The following is an 18,525-nucleotide window of genomic DNA, read 5'->3' on the forward strand; positions in this document are numbered from 1 at the left end:
CTATTTATTCTTTTGGATAGATAAACGGAGGTGTTTCTTCTCGCTGCTCTACCGGTAAAAAGGGAATAGTTGGGCGCATCAGATCCAGATATCGAAGGTCAATCGGACCGGGAACAACTTCGATCCGTACGCGTGTAACACCCGCTTTGATAAAGTCGAGGACTTCAGCTGCTGATTTCGAAACATCGATGATACGGCTTTTCCGTCGAGGGCCACGATCCATAATGGAGACGATGACGCTTTTCATGTTTTTCAGATTTGTTACACGGACAAAAGTGCCGAAAGGTAATGTACGATGCGCCGCTACAAAATCATCGTTGTCGTGAACGTATCCGCTCGCTGCTTTTCGGCCATGAAATCGGTTGTGATAATAAGAAGCAAGACCTTCTTCCTGTCCATAAGAAAAATCTATATTTCCTATTATGAACAAGCCGAAAAGTAATGAGCGGATCACGAACTGAATCATTTGTCAGAGTTTCTATTATTTCAGTATTTCTTCTAGCTTCTCTTGTAAAGCATCCTCTCGCAAGTCTTTAGCTATGATAATACCGTTCGGATCGATCAGGAAGTTGGCAGGAATACCACGTACAGCATATAAAGCAGGAACTTCCGAATCCCAGTATTTTAAGTCGGATACATGAGTCCATGTCAGCTGATCGTCTTGAATGCCTTTCATCCAACGTGCTTTATCTTTATCTAGTGAAACTCCCAGGATTGTAAAATTCTTATCTTTATACTTCTGATAAGCAGCAACTACATTGGGATTTTCTTTCCGGCAAGGCGGACACCAGGATGCCCAAAAGTCGAGTAAAACATATTTCCCTTTGAAGTCAGCTAATGAGACATTGACTCCTGCTGTATCTGGAAGTGTAAAGTTGGGTGCCGGTTTTCCGATCTGTACGCTTTCAAGAGTCAGAATGATTTGATCCAAATCTTTAACGTAAGGACAAGAGGACAGAGTAGGGGATAATTTGGCACGAGTCGCTTTTAACTGTTCAAGTGGTAACTGATAAGTGAAGTATCGATACAGGAAAAAGGCTGCTACCGGAGAAGCTGGATTTTCACTGACCAGCTTATCAATGTCATAACCTTCTTCTGTTACATCCTCTTGATTGTCGAGAAATAGCTGGTTAAGAGGAGAGTTCTCTATCTTTTCTATTTCACCGTCTTCCGTATCCAGTGTAAGTTTTATGTTTTGGTTGTCTAAAAAGAATTGGGATGGATAACTCATATCTTCTGTCGCCAATCCATACAGTAAAGGCTGTTCAACTTTCCCTTGGAATGTAAATTTCCCGTTTACAATCTCAGCTGTATCAACATCAAAGAACATTTTGTTTCGAAATGACTTTAAATAGATTTTTCCTTCTTGTACACCTTCTACTTCACCTTCAATTTTGTATCCTTCCGGAGTAGATTGACAACTTACAAATAAAGCAGAAGCTAATAATGCTGCTAAACTGAATTTTTTCATGCGATGTTATTTTCTTATATGATTATACTTGTGTTGGATATACGTTTGGATTTTTATATCTTCCTTTGTGTTGGGTTATTTTTCCATATTCAATGGAATGTTCCGGACAACGATGAATACATGCCAGGCATTGTACACATTGATCACTCCATTCAGGCTGCTTCATATTATTTAGGTGAATGTTGTTTTCCGGGCAGACTTTTACACAAAGTCCGCAAGAAATACATGTGTTTGTCACCCGAAAATGCGTTTTCCCCTTAATGAATTTACTGAAACCAGCATAGATTAATTTAGTTTTTAGCCAGGCGGCACTTCCCGGATGATACAACAAGGAAGTTTTCTTTCCGCTTTCAATCGCCTTTATGATCTCTTGTATTTGGTGAGGGGCTTTTTCTAATTTCTGTTTTTCTATTGCTGGTGAGTCAACATCAAAGCCTGGAAGAAGAATGTAACTGTTTGGCATGATTATAGAAAAACAATCATTCAGTATCCATCCTTTTTGTCGCAATTCGTTTTGAATGACTTTGTCTGTTTGCCCACAATCATCACCGCATGTACAGATTGCATAAATAGGTTGATGATTATAACCGGCAAATTCCAGTTGTCGAATAAAAGACAACATGGATAAGGCTGGTCCCCATGAATGAACAGGGAAGACAAACAAGATCAAGGATGCGTTGGATATATCAAATTGATAAGACGCTTTCTTGACTGCTTCCGTAACAGAAATAAGCGGCAAATTGAAGTGATTGCTTAATAACTGAGCTGTCCAATAAGAATTACCTGTTGCTGAAAAATAGAATATCATATACGTGTAACCTTGTGTCCAACAAAGATAAATATAAAAATCGGTATCACAATAGATGTTGGGTTACAGCCTTGATTATTGAAAGATATTCCTGAAAAATAAAAACCGGCAACTACTTTTTGTGAATGAAAAAATAGTCGCCGGCAAGTAAATGTATTTAAATAAATGAATCTGTCATTAGAATAGTTTTTCAGGATATTCTCCTGCATTGACTAATGCCTGGATTTTATCAACAACACCTTGGCGATCGGCAGCATAAGTTACACCAAACCATTTAGAAGTTGTATCCAATACTTTGACTGTTGCCTTTCCTTTGGTAATTAACTCGTTTACCATAAGCGGAATGAAGTATTCACATTTCAGATTACTGATGTTTGCCTTCAGGAATTCAGCAAAATAATCTTCAGAGTATTTGAAATAATCAGGAGTGAAACCCCACATGTTCATAGAAACAGGAGTATTTTCTTCTAATACCACTTTTTCTCCGTTTTCGTCTTTGAATTGAATTTCTCCATCAATGCGTTCGATAGCTGTACGTTCAACAACGCCCGTTAAATAACCTTCGGCATTGGTTTCGCATACACCACGAGCTACAGAACCACTTTCACTTAATGTGTTACCAACACGGTAACCCACCATGCAGTATTGGTTTTGTTTACCATCCATTTCTGAAAGCCACTTACCTAAAACAGCGAAGCTGTCACGTCCATAGAAGTCGTCTGCATTAATTACAGCAAATGGTTCTTTGATTACATCTTTACCCATCAAAACAGCATGATTGGTTCCCCAAGGTTTCTGTCTTCCTTCTGGGCAAGTAAATCCTGCAGGCAGGTCGTTCAAATCTTGAAATACCACTTCTACTGGAATATGATTTTCATATTTGGCTACAATCTTTTCACGGAAGTCTTGTTCGAATGATTTGCGGATGACAAAAACCAATTTGCCGAAACCACCACGGATGGCGTCGAAGATAGAATAGTCCATGATTGTTTCTCCGTTAGGACCTAGTCCGTCCAACTGTTTCAAACCACCGTAACGGCTACCCATTCCGGCTGCTAATACAAATAATGTAGGTTTCATGTGTACTTAATTTAAAATTGTGTTATTTATATTATAGGACAAAGGTAATTGAATTTTAAAGACGGATATAGGAAAAATGAAGAAATTTTGTGCTTGACTACTTGGTTTGTTTTTAAGAGCTTGCTTCTGCTCTGTAACTTATTCCACGTATAATCTGCTGTCAATGATTTATTCTTTCTTCCGATTTATATTCGCCTTATTCTTTAATTCCGAATGCAAGGTCGCCTGCGTCGCCTAAACCTGGTACGATGTAGGAATGCTCATCTAACTGATCGTCGATGGCTGCGACCCAAACAGTTGTTTTTTCGGCAGGCATCTTTTCCTTTATATAATGGATCGCTTGTTTGCTGGCAATAATAGAGGCTACATGAATATGTTCTGGTTCGCCTTTTGTGAGAAGAGCCTGAAAGGCCAGTTCCATGGAGCTTCCAGTGGCTAACATGGGATCTGTAATGATCAATGTTTTCCCATTAAGTCGGGGAGATGCTATATATTCAATGTGAATGTCAAAATTCAAGCGATCTTTGTATTTTCGATAAGCCGATACAAAAGCATTTTCGGCATGATCGAAATAATTCAGAAATCCTTGGTGAAAAGGAAGGCCAGCTCGCAGAATAGTACTGATCACAACTTGTGAGCAAGGTACCATTAAAGAAGCTCGTCCTAATGGTGTCTGGACATTTTTGTTCTCATAAGAGATTTGCTTGCTGATTTCGTATGAAAGAATTTCTCCGATCCGTTCAATGTTTCTACGGAATCGTAAACTGTCAGTCTGAATAGTGACGTCCCGAAGTTCGGCAACGAACTGATTTAAGATAGAATTGGTTGCTCCCAAGTTGATTATTTCCATGCTGTTCTGTTTTTTCTGCAAAGATACAACAAAAAACTGAGAATGAGGGCAGAATGATGAAAAATCTGTGAGAATGAGCGGATTAATTGATTTAGTTGGATTCTCTGTGCAGACAACAGATGCCACAGAAAAGTCAGTTGAAGCAAGAGTTTCGTTACTATCCCGTTACTCTTTTCGCTGGCGAGGAGGTCTGAAAAGCCCGTGAGGAAATGGCTGTAAACTATCGAAATACAGCGTTTCGGGAGGCAAAATTAGGGTAATATCTGATGTTGCCTGCGGGAAAAGGACAAAAAAGACGTGAAGCGGATGTGATTGCGCCGATGTGCTGCGGTTTGCTTACAGCCTTTCAGCTCTACATGGAATAATTTTGCAAACAAAAACAATGTAGAGTATGAGCAGAAGCACTTTCAGGGTGTTGTTCTACCTCAAGCGCAACGCGCCGAAAAAGAACGGAATGATTCCCGTGATGTGCCGCATCACGGTGAACGGGAAGGTATCACAGTTCAGCAGCAAGCTGGACGTGGAGGAGAAAATGTGGAACGTGGAACTGGGCAAACTGACGGGTCGTAGCCTCGTGGCACAGGAGGGCAACCGTATGCTGGACAAGATACGGCTTGGCATCAACAAGGCGTATCAGGAAGTGTGCGACACCGACGGATATGTCACGGCTGAGAAGGTGCGCAACGCCTACCTGGGTCTGGGACAGAACCACAAGACCCTGCTTGCCGTGTTCAAGCAGCACAACGAGGACTATGCCAAACAGGTCGGCAAGATGAAGAGCGAGCGCAGCTACTGGAAATACTGCGTGGTGTACAACCACTTGTCGGAGTTCATCAAGCAACGCTACAAGATGAGTGACATCGCCCTACGTGAGCTGACACCCGCCTTCATCACCGACTTCGAGCTGTTCCTCCGCACGGAGAAGAACCACTGCACCAACACCGTATGGTCGTACATGATGCCCTTCCGCAGCATCATCTTCACCGCCATCAACAACGGCTGGCTGGCGCGTGACCCCTTTTATGCCTACCACATCACGAAGGAAGAGACCAAGCGCGGCTTCCTGACCAAGGAAGAGATTACGGCACTCATCAACGGCACGTTCAAGAAGAAAAGCTTTGAGCTTATCAGAGACCTCTTCATCTTCTGCTGCTTCACGGGACTGAGCTGGCGGGACATGTACAACCTGACGGAGGAGAACCTACAGACCTCCTTCGACGGGCATCTGTGGATAAAGACCAACCGCCAGAAGACAGGCGTGGAATCGAACATCCGCCTGCTTGACGTTCCCAAGCATATCATTGAGAAGTACAGCGGCATGGCTGAGGGCGGACGGCTGTTGCCCGTCCCCTGCTATCCCCATTGCCGATACGGCATTAAGGCCGTCGCCAAGCAATGCGGTATCAACAAGAACGTGACCTGGCACCAGAGCCGTCACTCGTATGCCACCACCATCTGCCTCTCCAACGGCGTGCCGATTGAGACCCTGTCGAAGATGATGGGACACACCAGCATCCGCAGCACGCAGATCTATGCGAAGATTACCGCTGAGAAGGTAAGCAACGACATGGAGCGTCTGTCCAAGCAGATAGAATCCATGGAACAGTTCATTTGTCAGACCATCTAACACGGAACGCCATGAGAAGAATCATCAGAATAGACGAGCACGGAAGCGTACGCATGGAAGGCAACCCGCAGGAAGAGGTGTGGATGACCCTTATGGAGATAGCCGACCTGTTCAACCTCCCTGCCGCCACCATAGGCAGGGAGATAAGGCGCATCCGCAAGACAGGCGTGTTGGTGGACTATGAGGTATGCAAGTATATCCGCATGGCGGGCGGCTGTTCCGTGGACATCTACCATTGGGACATCATCGTCGCCTTGTCCTATCGGATAAACACCTTCTATGCACATGCCTTCCGGAAATGGCTGAAAGAGACAGCTACAAGAAAAAAGGAAAGAGAGGCACAACAAGCCATCATCATTCCCCTTTGGACTTTCGGCAATAACTGAAAGACCGGACAGACATAACAAAACGAAAAGACGGACGGACCATCCCATTCAACAGGGTTGCCCGTCCGTCTTTTTTTCGTCCCTATACATGACTATACATCCGCCTTGCGGTAGTTCGTTTCCAGCAGTCGCTGTATGTCATACTCCCGGTAGAGTGCCTTGCCGCCCAGCAGGATGAACGGCAGCACACGGCTGTTGCGCAGGTTCTGCAAGGTGCGGCGGCTCACCTTCAAGACCTCCGACACCTCCCTGTCCGTCAGGTAACGGTCACCGTTGAGCGGAGGCGTGTACTCCTGCATGAAACGGTTAATCCTGCGATGGCTGTTTTTCAGCGAGAGAAGCATGTCCGCCACCTGTTCCTGCTCCAGCGTGAGGATTTCCTGCTTCATAGGCAGCCCTCCTTTCCGCCTACAACGAGACTTGCCACGTCCTCCCTGCGGTAATAGAACTTCTTACCTATCTGCGAGCAGGCAATCAAGCCCTTGTCGCGCATCATCTGCAAGGTCCTCGGACTGAGGCGCAGCAGTCGGCACACCTCCTCGTTGTCCATCCACTTCGCCATACGGCGGTCTCTTTCACGACCGCACAGGCGGTTCACTTTCTCCGTCAGCGACGAGACATCCGCCATCAGTGCCTCGAACGCCTTTTTTTCAATGATTACTACTTCCATGATTCTGAGTGTTGCTGTGATTGTCGGTGCAAAGTTACGCCGCAACGCCTCAAAGCCGTTCATTTCCAGCGCAGGTGGCAGCATCTGGAACAGACAAATGCGCCATCCGAAGCCAATCGCAAGAAAATCTTCTATGAGTCATATATGAGTCATAAGCCCGCCTTTTCCATACCCTGTAATTTTGCAGCAGAAACAAGAAAAACAGTATTGATTATGAACGTAATAATGATAGAAAGTGCCGCCTTTCAGGAACTGGTCGGGCACATTGAGAAGATAGCGGAGCACATCCGCAAGTATGAGGACAGACAGCCTGTACAGCCGCAGGAACGGTGGCTGACCAGCAAGGAAGTGACCACCCTGCTCGGCATCAGCCTGCGCACCCTGCAACGCTACCGAGACGAGGGGCGCATACCCTTCTCGCTGATGGGACACACCTGCCGCTACCGCCTCACGGACGTGGAGCGCATGATGAACGGCTGTTCCATGAGCGGCAATACGGAACGCATCGGGGAACTGCACAGGCAATATATGGTAAGGATAGGAAAAGGAAGAAGCATAGACAAACAGACATAAAACGACACAGGATATGGATACATACAAGATAGAACGGCTGCTCCACCTCCTCATGGAGCGACTCGACAGACAAGAGAAAATGATTGGCGACTTGATTTTCCGCAGCCAGCGGCAGATGGCGTGTCAGGAGGAGGACACGGAACGCAAGATATACAACGGCGAGCGGCTTTACGACAATCAGGACCTCTGCCTGATGTTGCAGGTGAGTAAGAGGTCACTGCAACGCTACCGCACACTGGGCATCCTGCCCTACCTCATGCTCCGTCAGAAGACCTACTACAAGGAGTCGGACGTGGAGAGGTTCCTTGCGGAGCATATCGACTGTTTCCAGAAAGAGAAGATGGCGGACTACAAGGCCCGCATCCGATAACAATCAATGTTTCACAATTAAAGTCAATCAAGATGGCAAAGAAAAAAGACGAAAAAGACGTGCTGATAGTCCGTGACGAGAAGACGGGCGAAATCAGCGTGGTGGCCGGACTACAGGCGGACGGCACTCCCAAGCGCACGCCGGCAAAGATGGAGAACTCCAAGGACTTCCTCCAGTTCGACAAGAACGGTGACGTGCTCGACAACTTCTTCCGCAACTTCTTCCGCCAGTGCAAGGAACCCAGCCGCTTCGGCTTCTACCGTATAGCGGCAGACCAGGCGGAAAACCTGCTCGGCGTGATGAAGGAGTTGCTGAAAGACCCTGCAGCCAATGCAGACCTACTCGCACCCCACAAAGTGGACACATCGGCTTACGAAAAGCAGGTGGCGCAGGAACAGAAAGTGCAGGAAGACAAGAAGCAAGAAATGAATCAAAATCAAACAAACAATGTAGAACCCCAAAAACAAGAAAACATGCAACAAAAACAGGAAAACGTGCAGCAGAGCGCACAGGAGAACAAGCAGGAAAGTAAACAACGGCAAGGCTACCAGCCCATTGACGAAAGCCGTATCGACTGGCAGGCACTGGAAAAGAACTGGGGCGTGAAGCGGGATGAACTGGAACAGTCCGGCGACCTACAGAAGATGCTCAACTACGGCAAGTCCGACCTTGTTCGTGTCACTCCCAACTTCGGCGGCGAGTCGTTCAGCCTCGATGCCCGACTTTCCTTCCGCAAGGACGATGACGGCAACGTGCGGCTCGTTCCCCATTTCATCCGCAAGGAGCAGAAACTCGACGAGTACAAGGGACACAAGTTCACCCCCGAAGAGAAGAAGGCACTGAGGGAGACAGGCAATCTCGGCAGAATCGTGGACTTGGTGGACAAGACCACGGGAGAGATAACTCCCTCTTTCATCAGTATCGACCGCAAGACCAATGAGATTACCGACATGCCTGCCGCACGCATCCGCATTCCCGAACGTATAGGCAAAACGGAGATTACCCCGCAGGAGCGTGAGATGCTCCGTGCCGGTCTGCCCGTCAAGGACAAGCTCATCGAGCGTAACGATGGCCGCAAGTTTGTCACCACCCTGCAGGTGAACGTGGAACAGCGAGGCGTGGAGTTCGTACCCGGCACGGGCAAGTCGCCCCGTACCGTGGAGGAGCAGACCAACAAGGAGAATCCCTCATTCGCACAGGAGGCACCTCAGCAGAAACCCGGCAAGCAACGTCGCAACTCGTGGACCAACGAGGACGGCAGCATCCGTCCCATCAGCAAGTGGAAAAACGTACCCTTCACCGAGGAGCAGAAAGCCGACTATGTGGCTGGCAAGACCATCAAGTTAGAGAACGTACCCGACGACAAGGGTGTGCTCTCCACCATGTACCTCCGTTTCAATCCCGAAAAGGGTCGTCCTTACCGTTACGACACCAATCCCGACAACGCCCAGAAGGTGGCTCCGGCAAACGAGAGCCGCACGCAGGTGGCCGTCAACAGTCAGGGCAAGACCAACGAGGCGACTAAGAATGTCAACGAGCCGCTGCAGAAGGGACAGACCGCTCCGAAGGACGATACCCAGCAGAAGCAGGAGAAACGCAAGAGCAAAGGCATGAAGGTATGAGCCGGAGTGCCACCACTGAATCCACCATTATCCCAAATATGAGAACATAAACAATAAGTAAGAACAGAAAAAAAGTAAATCAGTATGAAGACCATTATCGCAGAGAAGCCCTCCGTGGCACGTGAGATAGCCCGCATCGTGGGCGCGACAAAGAGAGAAGATGGTTATTTCTTAGGCAGCGGTTATGCCGTCACATGGGCCTACGGGCACCTTGTGCAGCTCACCATGCCCGAAGGCTACGGCATCCACGGCTTCGTCCGTGAGCATCTGCCCATCCTGCCCGACACCTTCACCCTGCAACCACGACACACCAAGACAGAGAAGGGCTACAAGCCCGAACCCAGCGTAGTCACGCAGATACGCATCGTGGGCAGGCTCTTCAACGAGAGCGAGCAGATAATCGTGGCCACCGATGCCGGACGCGAGGGCGAACTCATCTTCCGCTATCTCTACAGCTACCTGGACTGCCGCACGCCTTTCGTGCGCCTGTGGATCAGCTCCCTCACCGACAAGGCTATCCGAGAGGGACTGCGCCACCTCGAAGCGGGCAACCGTTACGACCGCCTTTACCATGCCGCCAAGGCACGCAGCGAAGCCGACTGGCTGGTAGGCATCAACGCTACGCAGGCCATGAGCATCGCCGCAGGCAGAGGCACCTACTCCCTTGGGCGTGTTCAGACACCCACGCTGGCGATGGTGTGCGCCCGCTACTGGGAGAACAGACGCTTCACCCCCGAAGCCTTCTGGCAGGTGCATCTGTCCACAGACGGCACAGGAGAACAGACGGTGAAGTTCTCTTCCGTGGAGAAATGGAAGGAGAAATCCCCGGCGGAGCACATATATAATAAGGTAAAGGCGCAGCCCTCCCTGCTCGTTACAAAGGTGGAGTGCAAGGAGAAGGTGGAAGACACGCCGCTGCTCTACGACCTCACCACCCTGCAGAATGAAGCCAACGCCAAGCACGGCTTCACAGCGGAGAAGACGCTGGAGATAGCGCAGAAGCTCTACGAAAAGAAGCTCATCACCTATCCCCGTACCGGCAGCCGCTACATCCCCGAAGATGTCTTTGATGAGATCCCCAAGTTGCTCGCCTTCTTGGGTGGCTATCCCGAATGGATAGGCAAGGTGCCCCGCAAGGACAGACTGACCCGCCGCAGCGTGGACGGCAGCAAGGTGACCGACCATCACGCCCTGCTCGTCACGGGCGAGAAGCCCCTCTTCCTATCCAAGGAGGACAACACCGTGTATCAGATGATTGCCGGGCGCATGGTGGAGGCCTTCTCCGACAAATGCGTCAAGGAACTCACCACCGTTACCGCCCTCAGCGGTGAGGCGGAGTTTGCCGCCAAGGGCTGCGTGATACGTCAAACGGGGTGGCGTGCCGTACTGGGCGAGGACAGCGAGGAGCAGATACTGCCCGGATGGAAAAGCGGAGAAACCCTTTCCGTATGCGGCGTAAGCCTCACAGAGGGCAAGACCAAACCCAAGCCCCTGCATACTGAGGCTACCCTGCTGTCGGCTATGGAGACAGCAGGTAAGGACGTGGAGGATGAGGAGGTCCGTCAAGCCATGAAGGAGTGCGGCATCGGTACTCCCGCCACCCGTGCCGCCATCATCGAGACTCTCTTTGCCCGCGGCTACGTGCAACGCTGCAAGAAGTCGCTTGTGCCTACCGAGAAAGGGCTGGCCCTCTATTCCGTGGTAAAGGAAATGCGCATCGCTGATGCCGCCCTCACGGGAGAATGGGAACGGGAGCTGGCACGCATCGAACGTGGGGAGAAGGAAGTCTCCGCCTTCCATGGTGAGATAGAGCGTTACACCACGGAAATCACCGCGGAGCTGCTCTCTTGCGACAAAATTTTCGGCCACAAGCCCTCCGGCTGCACCTGTCCCAAGTGTGGCAAGGGACAGATGCAGTTCTACGGCAAGGTTGTGCGTTGCGACAACCCCGAATGCGGTCTGCCCGTGTTCCGTCAGAAAGCCAACCGCGACCTGAAGGACGAGGAGATCAGGGAACTGCTCACCACCGGGAAGACTTCCCTGTTGAAAGGCTTCAAGAGCAAGCAGGGCAAGAGTTTCGATGCCGTCATTGCCTTTGATGCCGACTATAATACGGTATTTGTCTTCCCCGAAGTGAAAAACAAGGGAAAATATTCCCAGAAGAGGAAATAAATGAGTACCTTCGCCACTGAATCAAAGTCTAATCGTTGGTTTTAAACCTTCGTTTTCTCGCCATGGCAATGATTAAGCGAGCTTATCATTGCTCATCTGGCTTAACGAAAACGTTCTTGTTCTTCTAAGACTTGACTGATTTACTTTGGATTTAGTGGTGGCACTTCGGGAGGGATACCCGGAGTGCTTTTTTCTTCTATCCCGACATTTAGTATTCACCACTATAATCCCAAAATAGACATGAACAAGAACGAAAAGAAACAGAAAGAACTGTCGTACTACCACCTCTATCTGCAAAAGCATCTTCAAGAGAACCGTTTTGAACAGGCGGATGACACCGCCTTCATCGAGACCCGTGCCGAACTTGCCGCGTCTGCCTACGAGCAGGCACGCCGTGGGGGCTATCCCATAGAGGGAGCACAGGAACTGGTGATGCAGACCCTGCTGAAGGGACTGCACCATTCCAGATACGCCATCCTGCGTGAGGTTATCGCCAACGAGTTTGCCTACGAGATTCCCAAAGCGCAGCAGGAAGCCTTTACTAGAAAGCTGCTGCCATTAGTGGATAATGTATTCTCCATCTATGATCTATCCGACGACCTCTTCGCCCAGTCGTTGGACTATGACCTGCTGTACAGCGAACTGACGGGAGCTGTCGTACTCTATCTGGCCGAGTATGGCGTTTAACCGAAAGCAGAGACTGAGGGACAACATCGAGGCGATACGGACGGCATTCCTCCTTGACCGGGAAGGACGTACTCCCACCGAGACCGAGCGCAACATACTGCGCAGATACTGCGGCTTCGGAGGATTGAAGTGCATCCTGAATCCTGCAAAGGAACTGACGGATGCCGTCCACTGGGCGAAATCCGACCTCGAACTTTTTGCTCCCACGGCGGAACTCCACCGCCTTATCCGTGAGAACAGCCGTGACGAGACGGAGTACAAACGATATGTCGATTCGCTGAAAGGCTCCGTACTGACGGCTTTCTATACCCCGAAGGAGATTACCGACACCCTCGCAGGCGTGCTTGCGGGGCAAGGTGTCGTGCTTGCACGTATGCTGGAGCCATCGGCAGGCATGGGTGCATTCGTGGACTCCATGTTGCATTTCTCACCCCAAGCCGATGTGATGGCTTTCGAGAAAGACCTGCTGACGGGCAGGATGCTCCGCCATCTGCATCCCGACCAAAAGGTGCATGTGGAGGGCTTTGAGAAGATAGAAAAGCCTTTCAACGGTCATTTTGACCTTGCCATCTCCAATATACCTTTCGGTGACATCGCCGTGTTCGATGCGGAGTACGAGAAGCGTTCCATCATGTACCGTGTGGCGGCAAAGAAGATACACAACTATTTCTTCCTGAAAGGGCTTGATGCCGTGCGTGACGGTGGCATCGTCGCCTTCATCACCTCACAGGGTGTATTGGACAGCGAGAGCAACAACGGCACCCGTTTCCTGATGATGAAGAATGCCGACTTGCTGTCGGTGGTACGTATGCCCAACAACCTCTTCACGGAGAATGCCAACACCGAGGTGGGCTGCGACCTGATTGTCCTTCAGAAGAACAGCCAAAAGGAAAACCTGACGGAAGACGACCAGCTGTTTACCCAAACGGTGAAGGACAACCATACCCGTGTGACGACCAACCGCTATCTTCTGGCACATCCGGAACTGGTCATACACTCCACAGCCAAACTGGACACCGACCCTTACGGGAAACCTGCGATGGTCTATCTGCATGAGGGCGGTGTATCGGGAATCGCCGAGGACCTCCGTAAACGGCTGGATGCTGATTTGACCGCACGGCTGGACATGGCACGCTATAAGGGCGTGACTTTTGGTGACGGGCCAAAAGTAGAGAAAACACCTGCACATGCCATTTCATCAGCGAACAAGGAAGTCAAGACAGCGGAAGTAGTTCCGCAAATCAAGGAAGAGCCGAAAGAACAACCTGCCATTGATTTTCCCATGGACGGGAAGGCTGTGCAGCTTACCTTGTTCGACCTGTGGGAATATACCCTGCCACAAGAGAAACCAGTCTCGAAGGGTAAAAAGAAGTCCGCTTCCGCAAAACAGGTGCAGAATGGCAATAGTCCCACATCTGCTCACGCTGAGAAACCGAAGAAGCAAGACAATACGTTATTGCAGTCTTCGCAGAAAAAAGCAGACGAAACCCCGAAAGAGGAGAAGAAAACACTGCCAGGTGACATCTATGCAGACATCAACTGGGAGGACAATCCGCCCATCAACGGATTCTATGAAACGATGATGACGCTGACACCCGAAAGGCGTGTGGCATTGCGGCAGGAAGCGGAGCACCACCGTCAGGAACAGTTGAGGAGGCAGGGCGTAAAAGACACGCTCAATCCCATCTTCATACCCCCGATGGGAGAAATTAAGCCACCTTCCGAAAACGAGTTGCCCGGCCAAGGCGAAATAAAGCCGACGTCTGATGTAACTGAGCAATCAGCAAAACCGACAGTGCAGCCAACGAGAAATGGTTTGTTCCAAGATACGGGAAATGCTCCTGCCAAACCCGAGCGGAAACCGTTTGACCTTACTTCGCATCCCTACGACTGCACGTTGGAACCACACCACCGTGAAGGATCCATCGTACTTGATGCGGCTAGGAACGTGGGCTATCTGAAAGACCTCACGCCCTATGGTGCGATGTTCCACCCCACTGACGTAAGCGGATTCCAGAAAGAGAAGCTGACGCTCTACATCTCCCTGCGCGATGCCTACGAGCATCTGTACAGCTACGAGGCGGAGAACCATGAGGAGAACAAGCAGCAGCGAGGCTATCTCAATACCTACTACGATGAGTTTGTCCTGCGCTACGGTCCTCTCAATGCCAAGCAGAATGTGAAGCTGTTGCTGATGGATGCCGCAGGACGCGACATCCTCTCATTGGAACGTGAGGAGAACGGTCAGTTCGTCAAGGCCGACATCTTCGAGCGTCCCGTGTCCTTCTCTATCGAGGAGACAGCACAGGCCGACTCTCCCGAAGAAGCCCTGTCCGCATCGCTCAACAGGTACGGCACGGTAAACTTCGACTATATGCGCTCACTCACCGACACCACTGAGGAGGAACTGCTCACTGCCCTGCGCGGCAGGGTCTTCTTCAATCCTTTGGCGGACGGTTACGAGATTAGCGACCGTTTCATCGCCGGCAATGTCATCGATAAGGCGGAGCGCATCGAGGCATGGATTGCCGATAACGAAGAACATGAGCATCTGGCGGAGGCAAAGGTTGCGCTGGAGGCATTGCAGGATGCCGCTCCGCAGCGTATCACCTTTGAGGAGCTTGACTTCAATTTCGGCGAACGTTGGATTCCCACGGGCATTTACTCCGCCTACATGAGCCATCTCTACGAGACCGATGTCCGCATCGCCTATGCTCCCGGCATGGATGAGTTCTCCGCCGTGTGTGACCGCAAGAACATCAAGATCTGGGACGAGTTCTGCGTGAAGGGCTACTACCGCCACTACGACGGCATGAGCCTGCTGAAGCACGCCCTGCACAACACCTGTCCCGACATGATGAAGTGCATCGGTGAGGACGAGAACGGCAACGACATCAAGGTGCGCGATGCCGAGGGCATACAGCTCGCCAACGCCAAGATTGACGAGATACGTAACGGCTTCTCCGAATGGCTCGAAGAGCAGTCGCCGGAGTTCAAGGAACGGCTCGTGACGATGTACAACCGCAAGTTCAACTGTTTCGTGCGTCCGAAGTACGACGGCTCGCACCAAACCTTCCCCGACCTTGATCTCAAGGGGCTGGCAAGCCGAGGCGTGAAGGACATCTATCCCTCGCAGAAGGACTGCGTGTGGATGCTCAAGCAGAACGGCGGCGGGATATGCGACCACGAGGTGGGAACGGGCAAGACGCTGATAATGTGCATGGCGGCGCACGAGATGAAACGGCTGGGCCTCGCCCACAAGCCGATGATTATTGGGCTGAAAGCCAATGTGGCGGAGATAGCCGCCACCTATCAGGCGGCCTATCCCAACGCCCGCATCCTCTATGCCTCCGAGAAGGACTTCTCCACTGCCAACCGCGTGCGTTTCTTCAACAACATCAAGAACAACGACTACGACTGCGTCATCATGTCGCACGACCAGTTCGGCAAGATACCCCAGTCGCCCGAGTTGCAGCAACGCATCCTGCAGGCGGAGCTTGACTCTGTGGAGGAGAGCCTCGAAGTGCTCCGGGCGCAGGGCAAGGACATCTCGCGGGCCATGCTCAAAGGACTGGAGAAGCGCAAGTTCAACCTGGAAGCGAAGCTGCAGAAGGTGGAGCACGCCATCAGCTCACGCACCGATGACGTGGTGGATTTCCGCCAGATGGGCATCGACCACCTGTTTGTCGATGAGAGCCACCAGTTCAAGAACCTCACCTTCAACACCCGTCACGACCGGGTGGCGGGCTTGGGCAACTCGGAAGGCAGTCAGAAAGCCCTGAACATGCTCTTCGCCATCCGCACCATACAGGAGCGCACAGGCAAGGACTTGGGGGCTACGTTCCTTTCCGGAACGACCATCAGCAACTCACTGACGGAGCTGTACCTGCTCTTCAAGTACCTGCGCCCGAAGGAGCTGGAGCGGCAGGACATCCGCTGTTTCGATGCCTGGGCGGCGATTTTCGCCAAAAAGACCACCGACTTCGAGTTCAACGTGACGAACAACGTGGTGCAGAAGGAACGTTTCCGCTACTTCATCAAGGTGCCAGAACTTGCCGCCTTCTACAACGAGATTACCGACTACCGCACGGCGGAGGACGTGGGTGTGGACCGTCCGCACAAGAACGAGATACTGCACCACATACCGCCCACGCCCGAGCAGGAGGACTTCATACAGAAGCTGATGCAGTTCGCCAAGACGGGCGATGCCACGCTGCTGGGCAGAGCGGCACTTTCTGAAACGGAGGAAAAGGCGAAGATGCTCATCGCCACCGACTATGCCCGCAAGATGGCTCTTGACATGCGCATGATAGACCCGCATTATGAGGACCACCCCGACAACAAGGCGAGCCACTGCGCCAAGACGATTGCGGAGTATTACCGCAGGTACGACTCGCAGAAGGGTACGCAGTTTGTATTTTCCGACCTTGGCACCTATCAGCCGGGCGACGGCTGGAACGTCTATTCCGAAATCAAGCGCAAACTGATGGAGGACTACGGCATCCCCGGCCATGAGGTTCGTTTCATACAGGAGTGCAAGGCCGACAAGGCGCGCAAGGCGGTGATAGACGCCATGAATGCCGGGACGGTACGTGTGCTGTTCGGTTCCACGAGTATGCTCGGAACGGGTGTGAACGCACAGCAACGGTGTGTTGCCATCCATCATCTTGATACACCGTGGCGACCGTCAGACCTGCAACAGCGTGACGGTCGTGGCGTGCGTGCCGGCAACGAGATTGCCAAGCACTTTGCGGGAAACAATGTAGATGTCGTCATCTACGCCGTGGAGAAGTCGCTGGACAGTTACAAGTTCAACCTGCTTCATTGCAAGCAGACCTTCATCTCACAGCTGAAAAGCGGAGCGATGGGGGCGCGTACCATTGACGAGGGTGCGATGGACGAGAAATCGGGTATGAACTTCTCGGAATACATGGCCATTCTTTCGGGCAATACAGACCTGCTTGAAAAAGCGAAACTGGAGAAACGTATCGCCTCCCTCGAAGGGGAACGCAAGTCGTTCAACAAGGGCAGGCGTGAGTCAGAGTTCAAGTTGGAGTCCAAGACAGGCGAGCTACAGAACAACAACGCAGTCATCACCGCCATGACGGAGGATTGGGAGAAGTTCACAGCCGCAGCCAAGACAGACAAGGAGGGCAACCGCCTTAATATAATAAAGGTGGACGGAGTGGATTCCGCCGATGAGAAGGTCATCGGAAAGCGTTTGCAGGAGATAGCCAAGAATGCCACGACCGGAGGGTTGTACACGCAGGTCGGTGAACTTTACGGTTTTCCGATAAAGGTGGTGAGCGAAAGGATACTCAAAGAGGGATTGGAGTTCACCGACAACCGCTTCGTGGTCGAGGGGAACTACAAGTACACCTACAACAACGGGCATCTGGCGATGGCTGACCCGTTGGCCGCCGCCCGCAACTTCCTCAACGCGATGGAGAGGATACCCTCCATCATCGACCAGTACAAGGCGAAGAACGAGGTGCTGGAGATGGAGATACCGCAGTTACAGGAGATAGCGGGTAAGGTGTGGAAGAAGGAGGACGAGCTGAAGCAGTTGAAGTCCGAACTTGCCGCCCTTGACCGAAAAATTCAGCTGGAGCTTGCGCCACCCACGCCCGAAGTCGCAGAAAAGGAGAATGAAGGGCAACAGCTCAAGCCGGAAGCGGAAGATGTGAGGAACAGGCAGGCGCAATATCCCGAAAATGCACCGCCGCAGATACGCAGTCCGGCGGATAGTATCGTTGCCAACCATGTCATAATCGGGCGTCCGGGACTGTATGCCAAGGAGGAAACCCGGTCCAAAGGATTGAAAATATAACCTAAGGAATTTTATCTGAAGTATTAATAAGGGCTATCCCAAAAGGTCTAAAAGTAAATTTTATCCTTTCTGCAAGTATCTATAGGATGGCAACTGCATTTTTTTCTTTTTGGGCAGCCCTTATTAAAATTTATTCTTATTTTAGGTTATATACATTCATGTCCATTTATGTAAAAAATTCCTGCTGACCTTGTTTATGTCTTGTCAGTCACCATTTGCAAAACCATATTTGACCCTCAAAGAGGCTGAATTTGATAAGTAACTTGCTACATACTCATAATAAGGAGCTAAATAGAACACGAATGGGAAATACACAAATGCTAAACTAAAGAAGATATTGGCCAAAATAAACGCTATACCGAGAGAGAAACTTGATTTT

14 protein-coding genes and 2 pseudogenes are annotated in these 18,525 nt (G+C 50.6%); 9 read left to right on the forward strand and 7 right to left on the reverse strand.

Features of this window, described 5'->3' with window-relative positions:
- Window positions 1-4: 4 nt before the first annotated feature.
- From MUN53_RS01465 to upp, 5 genes are all read right to left on the reverse strand, one after another.
- On the reverse strand, window positions 5-466 hold the full coding sequence (locus MUN53_RS01465) for a septal ring lytic transglycosylase RlpA family protein (RefSeq protein ID WP_022455792.1): 462 nt from the start codon (window positions 464-466) through the stop codon (window positions 5-7).
- Window positions 467-481: 15 nt separating this feature from the next.
- Window positions 482-1,471 (reverse strand): TlpA disulfide reductase family protein, encoded by a 990-nt coding sequence (locus MUN53_RS01470; protein WP_243323143.1) that lies wholly within the window; start codon window positions 1,469-1,471, stop codon window positions 482-484.
- A gap of 22 nt (window positions 1,472-1,493) precedes the next feature.
- On the reverse strand, window positions 1,494-2,279 hold the full coding sequence (locus MUN53_RS01475; RefSeq protein ID WP_243323144.1) for an EFR1 family ferrodoxin: 786 nt from the start codon (window positions 2,277-2,279) through the stop codon (window positions 1,494-1,496).
- Window positions 2,280-2,456: 177 nt separating this feature from the next.
- Entirely contained in the window at window positions 2,457-3,359 is a 903-nt protein-coding gene (locus MUN53_RS01480) for a glycosyltransferase family protein (protein ID WP_243323145.1), read from the reverse strand.
- A gap of 196 nt (window positions 3,360-3,555) precedes the next feature.
- Window positions 3,556-4,209, reverse strand: coding sequence for a uracil phosphoribosyltransferase (upp, locus tag MUN53_RS01485; RefSeq protein ID WP_022455796.1), 654 nt, complete (start codon window positions 4,207-4,209; stop codon window positions 3,556-3,558).
- A 391-nt stretch (window positions 4,210-4,600) separates the two neighbouring features.
- On the opposite strand from upp, the gene MUN53_RS01490 reads away from it, so the two are divergent.
- Together MUN53_RS01490 and MUN53_RS01495 are read left to right on the forward strand one after the other, a co-directional pair.
- Window positions 4,601-5,836 (forward strand): site-specific integrase, encoded by a 1,236-nt coding sequence (locus MUN53_RS01490; protein ID WP_103002427.1) that lies wholly within the window; start codon window positions 4,601-4,603, stop codon window positions 5,834-5,836.
- A gap of 11 nt (window positions 5,837-5,847) precedes the next feature.
- Window positions 5,848-6,222 carry a hypothetical protein gene (locus tag MUN53_RS01495; RefSeq protein ID WP_025075424.1) on the forward strand — a complete coding sequence of 125 codons (375 nt, stop codon included), beginning with the start codon at window positions 5,848-5,850 and terminating at the stop codon, window positions 6,220-6,222.
- 92 nt (window positions 6,223-6,314) lie between these two features.
- Here MUN53_RS01495 and MUN53_RS01500 read toward each other — a convergent pair whose 3' ends face one another.
- Both MUN53_RS01500 and MUN53_RS01505 read right to left on the reverse strand, forming a co-directional pair.
- Window positions 6,315-6,611: a helix-turn-helix domain-containing protein gene (locus MUN53_RS01500; protein WP_033886815.1), complete on the reverse strand. Its 297-nt coding sequence runs from the start codon at window positions 6,609-6,611 to the stop codon at window positions 6,315-6,317.
- Window positions 6,608-6,892 (reverse strand): helix-turn-helix domain-containing protein, encoded by a 285-nt coding sequence (locus MUN53_RS01505; protein ID WP_103002559.1) that lies wholly within the window; start codon window positions 6,890-6,892, stop codon window positions 6,608-6,610. Before MUN53_RS01505 ends, MUN53_RS01500 begins: the two co-directional genes overlap by 4 nt.
- Window positions 6,893-7,105: 213 nt before the next feature.
- On the opposite strand from MUN53_RS01505, the gene MUN53_RS01510 reads away from it, so the two are divergent.
- The 7 genes and pseudogenes from MUN53_RS01510 to MUN53_RS01535 form a co-directional block, all read left to right on the forward strand.
- Window positions 7,106-7,465 (forward strand): helix-turn-helix domain-containing protein, encoded by a 360-nt coding sequence (locus MUN53_RS01510; protein ID WP_169757561.1) that lies wholly within the window; start codon window positions 7,106-7,108, stop codon window positions 7,463-7,465.
- Between the two features lie 115 nt (window positions 7,466-7,580).
- Complete coding sequence (locus MUN53_RS01515; RefSeq protein ID WP_374693356.1) at window positions 7,581-7,835, forward strand: helix-turn-helix domain-containing protein; 255 nt, start codon at window positions 7,581-7,583, stop codon at window positions 7,833-7,835.
- Window positions 7,836-7,867: 32 nt separating this feature from the next.
- Window positions 7,868-9,457, forward strand: coding sequence for a DUF3945 domain-containing protein (locus MUN53_RS01520; RefSeq protein WP_103002425.1), 1,590 nt, complete (start codon window positions 7,868-7,870; stop codon window positions 9,455-9,457).
- A gap of 84 nt (window positions 9,458-9,541) precedes the next feature.
- Window positions 9,542-11,629 carry a type IA DNA topoisomerase gene (locus tag MUN53_RS01525; protein ID WP_103002424.1) on the forward strand — a complete coding sequence of 696 codons (2,088 nt, stop codon included), beginning with the start codon at window positions 9,542-9,544 and terminating at the stop codon, window positions 11,627-11,629.
- Window positions 11,630-11,869: 240 nt separating this feature from the next.
- Window positions 11,870-12,316, forward strand: a complete 447-nt coding sequence (locus MUN53_RS01530; protein WP_103002423.1) for a DUF1896 domain-containing protein — start codon at window positions 11,870-11,872, stop codon at window positions 12,314-12,316.
- A gap of 478 nt (window positions 12,317-12,794) precedes the next feature.
- Window positions 12,795-13,076, forward strand: a pseudogene (locus tag MUN53_RS18405) (Eco57I restriction-modification methylase domain-containing protein); the annotation flags it as partial.
- A gap of 753 nt (window positions 13,077-13,829) precedes the next feature.
- Window positions 13,830-18,146 (forward strand): annotated as a pseudogene (locus MUN53_RS01535) (helicase-related protein); the annotation flags it as partial.
- Window positions 18,147-18,525 lie beyond the last annotated feature (379 nt).

Source organism: Parabacteroides faecalis, from assembly GCF_022809355.1.
Classification (GTDB): Bacteria; Bacteroidota; Bacteroidia; order Bacteroidales; family Tannerellaceae; genus Parabacteroides; species Parabacteroides faecalis.

What these genes read in the sequence shown, in the direction of transcription:
- MUN53_RS01465 (WP_022455792.1), bottom strand. Translation starts at nt 466, where the DNA reads ATGATTCAGTTCGTGATCCGCTCATTACTTTTCGGCTTGTTCATAATA.
- MUN53_RS01470 (WP_243323143.1), bottom strand. Translation starts at nt 1,471, where the DNA reads ATGAAAAAATTCAGTTTAGCAGCATTATTAGCTTCTGCTTTATTTGTA.
- MUN53_RS01475 (WP_243323144.1), bottom strand. Translation starts at nt 2,279, where the DNA reads ATGATATTCTATTTTTCAGCAACAGGTAATTCTTATTGGACAGCTCAG.
- MUN53_RS01480 (WP_243323145.1), bottom strand. Translation starts at nt 3,359, where the DNA reads ATGAAACCTACATTATTTGTATTAGCAGCCGGAATGGGTAGCCGTTAC.
- upp (WP_022455796.1), bottom strand. Translation starts at nt 4,209, where the DNA reads ATGGAAATAATCAACTTGGGAGCAACCAATTCTATCTTAAATCAGTTC.
- MUN53_RS01490 (WP_103002427.1), top strand. Translation starts at nt 4,601, where the DNA reads ATGAGCAGAAGCACTTTCAGGGTGTTGTTCTACCTCAAGCGCAACGCG.
- MUN53_RS01495 (WP_025075424.1), top strand. Translation starts at nt 5,848, where the DNA reads ATGAGAAGAATCATCAGAATAGACGAGCACGGAAGCGTACGCATGGAA.
- MUN53_RS01500 (WP_033886815.1), bottom strand. Translation starts at nt 6,611, where the DNA reads ATGAAGCAGGAAATCCTCACGCTGGAGCAGGAACAGGTGGCGGACATG.
- MUN53_RS01505 (WP_103002559.1), bottom strand. Translation starts at nt 6,892, where the DNA reads ATGGAAGTAGTAATCATTGAAAAAAAGGCGTTCGAGGCACTGATGGCG.
- MUN53_RS01510 (WP_169757561.1), top strand. Translation starts at nt 7,106, where the DNA reads ATGAACGTAATAATGATAGAAAGTGCCGCCTTTCAGGAACTGGTCGGG.
- MUN53_RS01515 (WP_374693356.1), top strand. Translation starts at nt 7,581, where the DNA reads ATGGCGTGTCAGGAGGAGGACACGGAACGCAAGATATACAACGGCGAG.
- MUN53_RS01520 (WP_103002425.1), top strand. Translation starts at nt 7,868, where the DNA reads ATGGCAAAGAAAAAAGACGAAAAAGACGTGCTGATAGTCCGTGACGAG.
- MUN53_RS01525 (WP_103002424.1), top strand. Translation starts at nt 9,542, where the DNA reads ATGAAGACCATTATCGCAGAGAAGCCCTCCGTGGCACGTGAGATAGCC.
- MUN53_RS01530 (WP_103002423.1), top strand. Translation starts at nt 11,870, where the DNA reads ATGAACAAGAACGAAAAGAAACAGAAAGAACTGTCGTACTACCACCTC.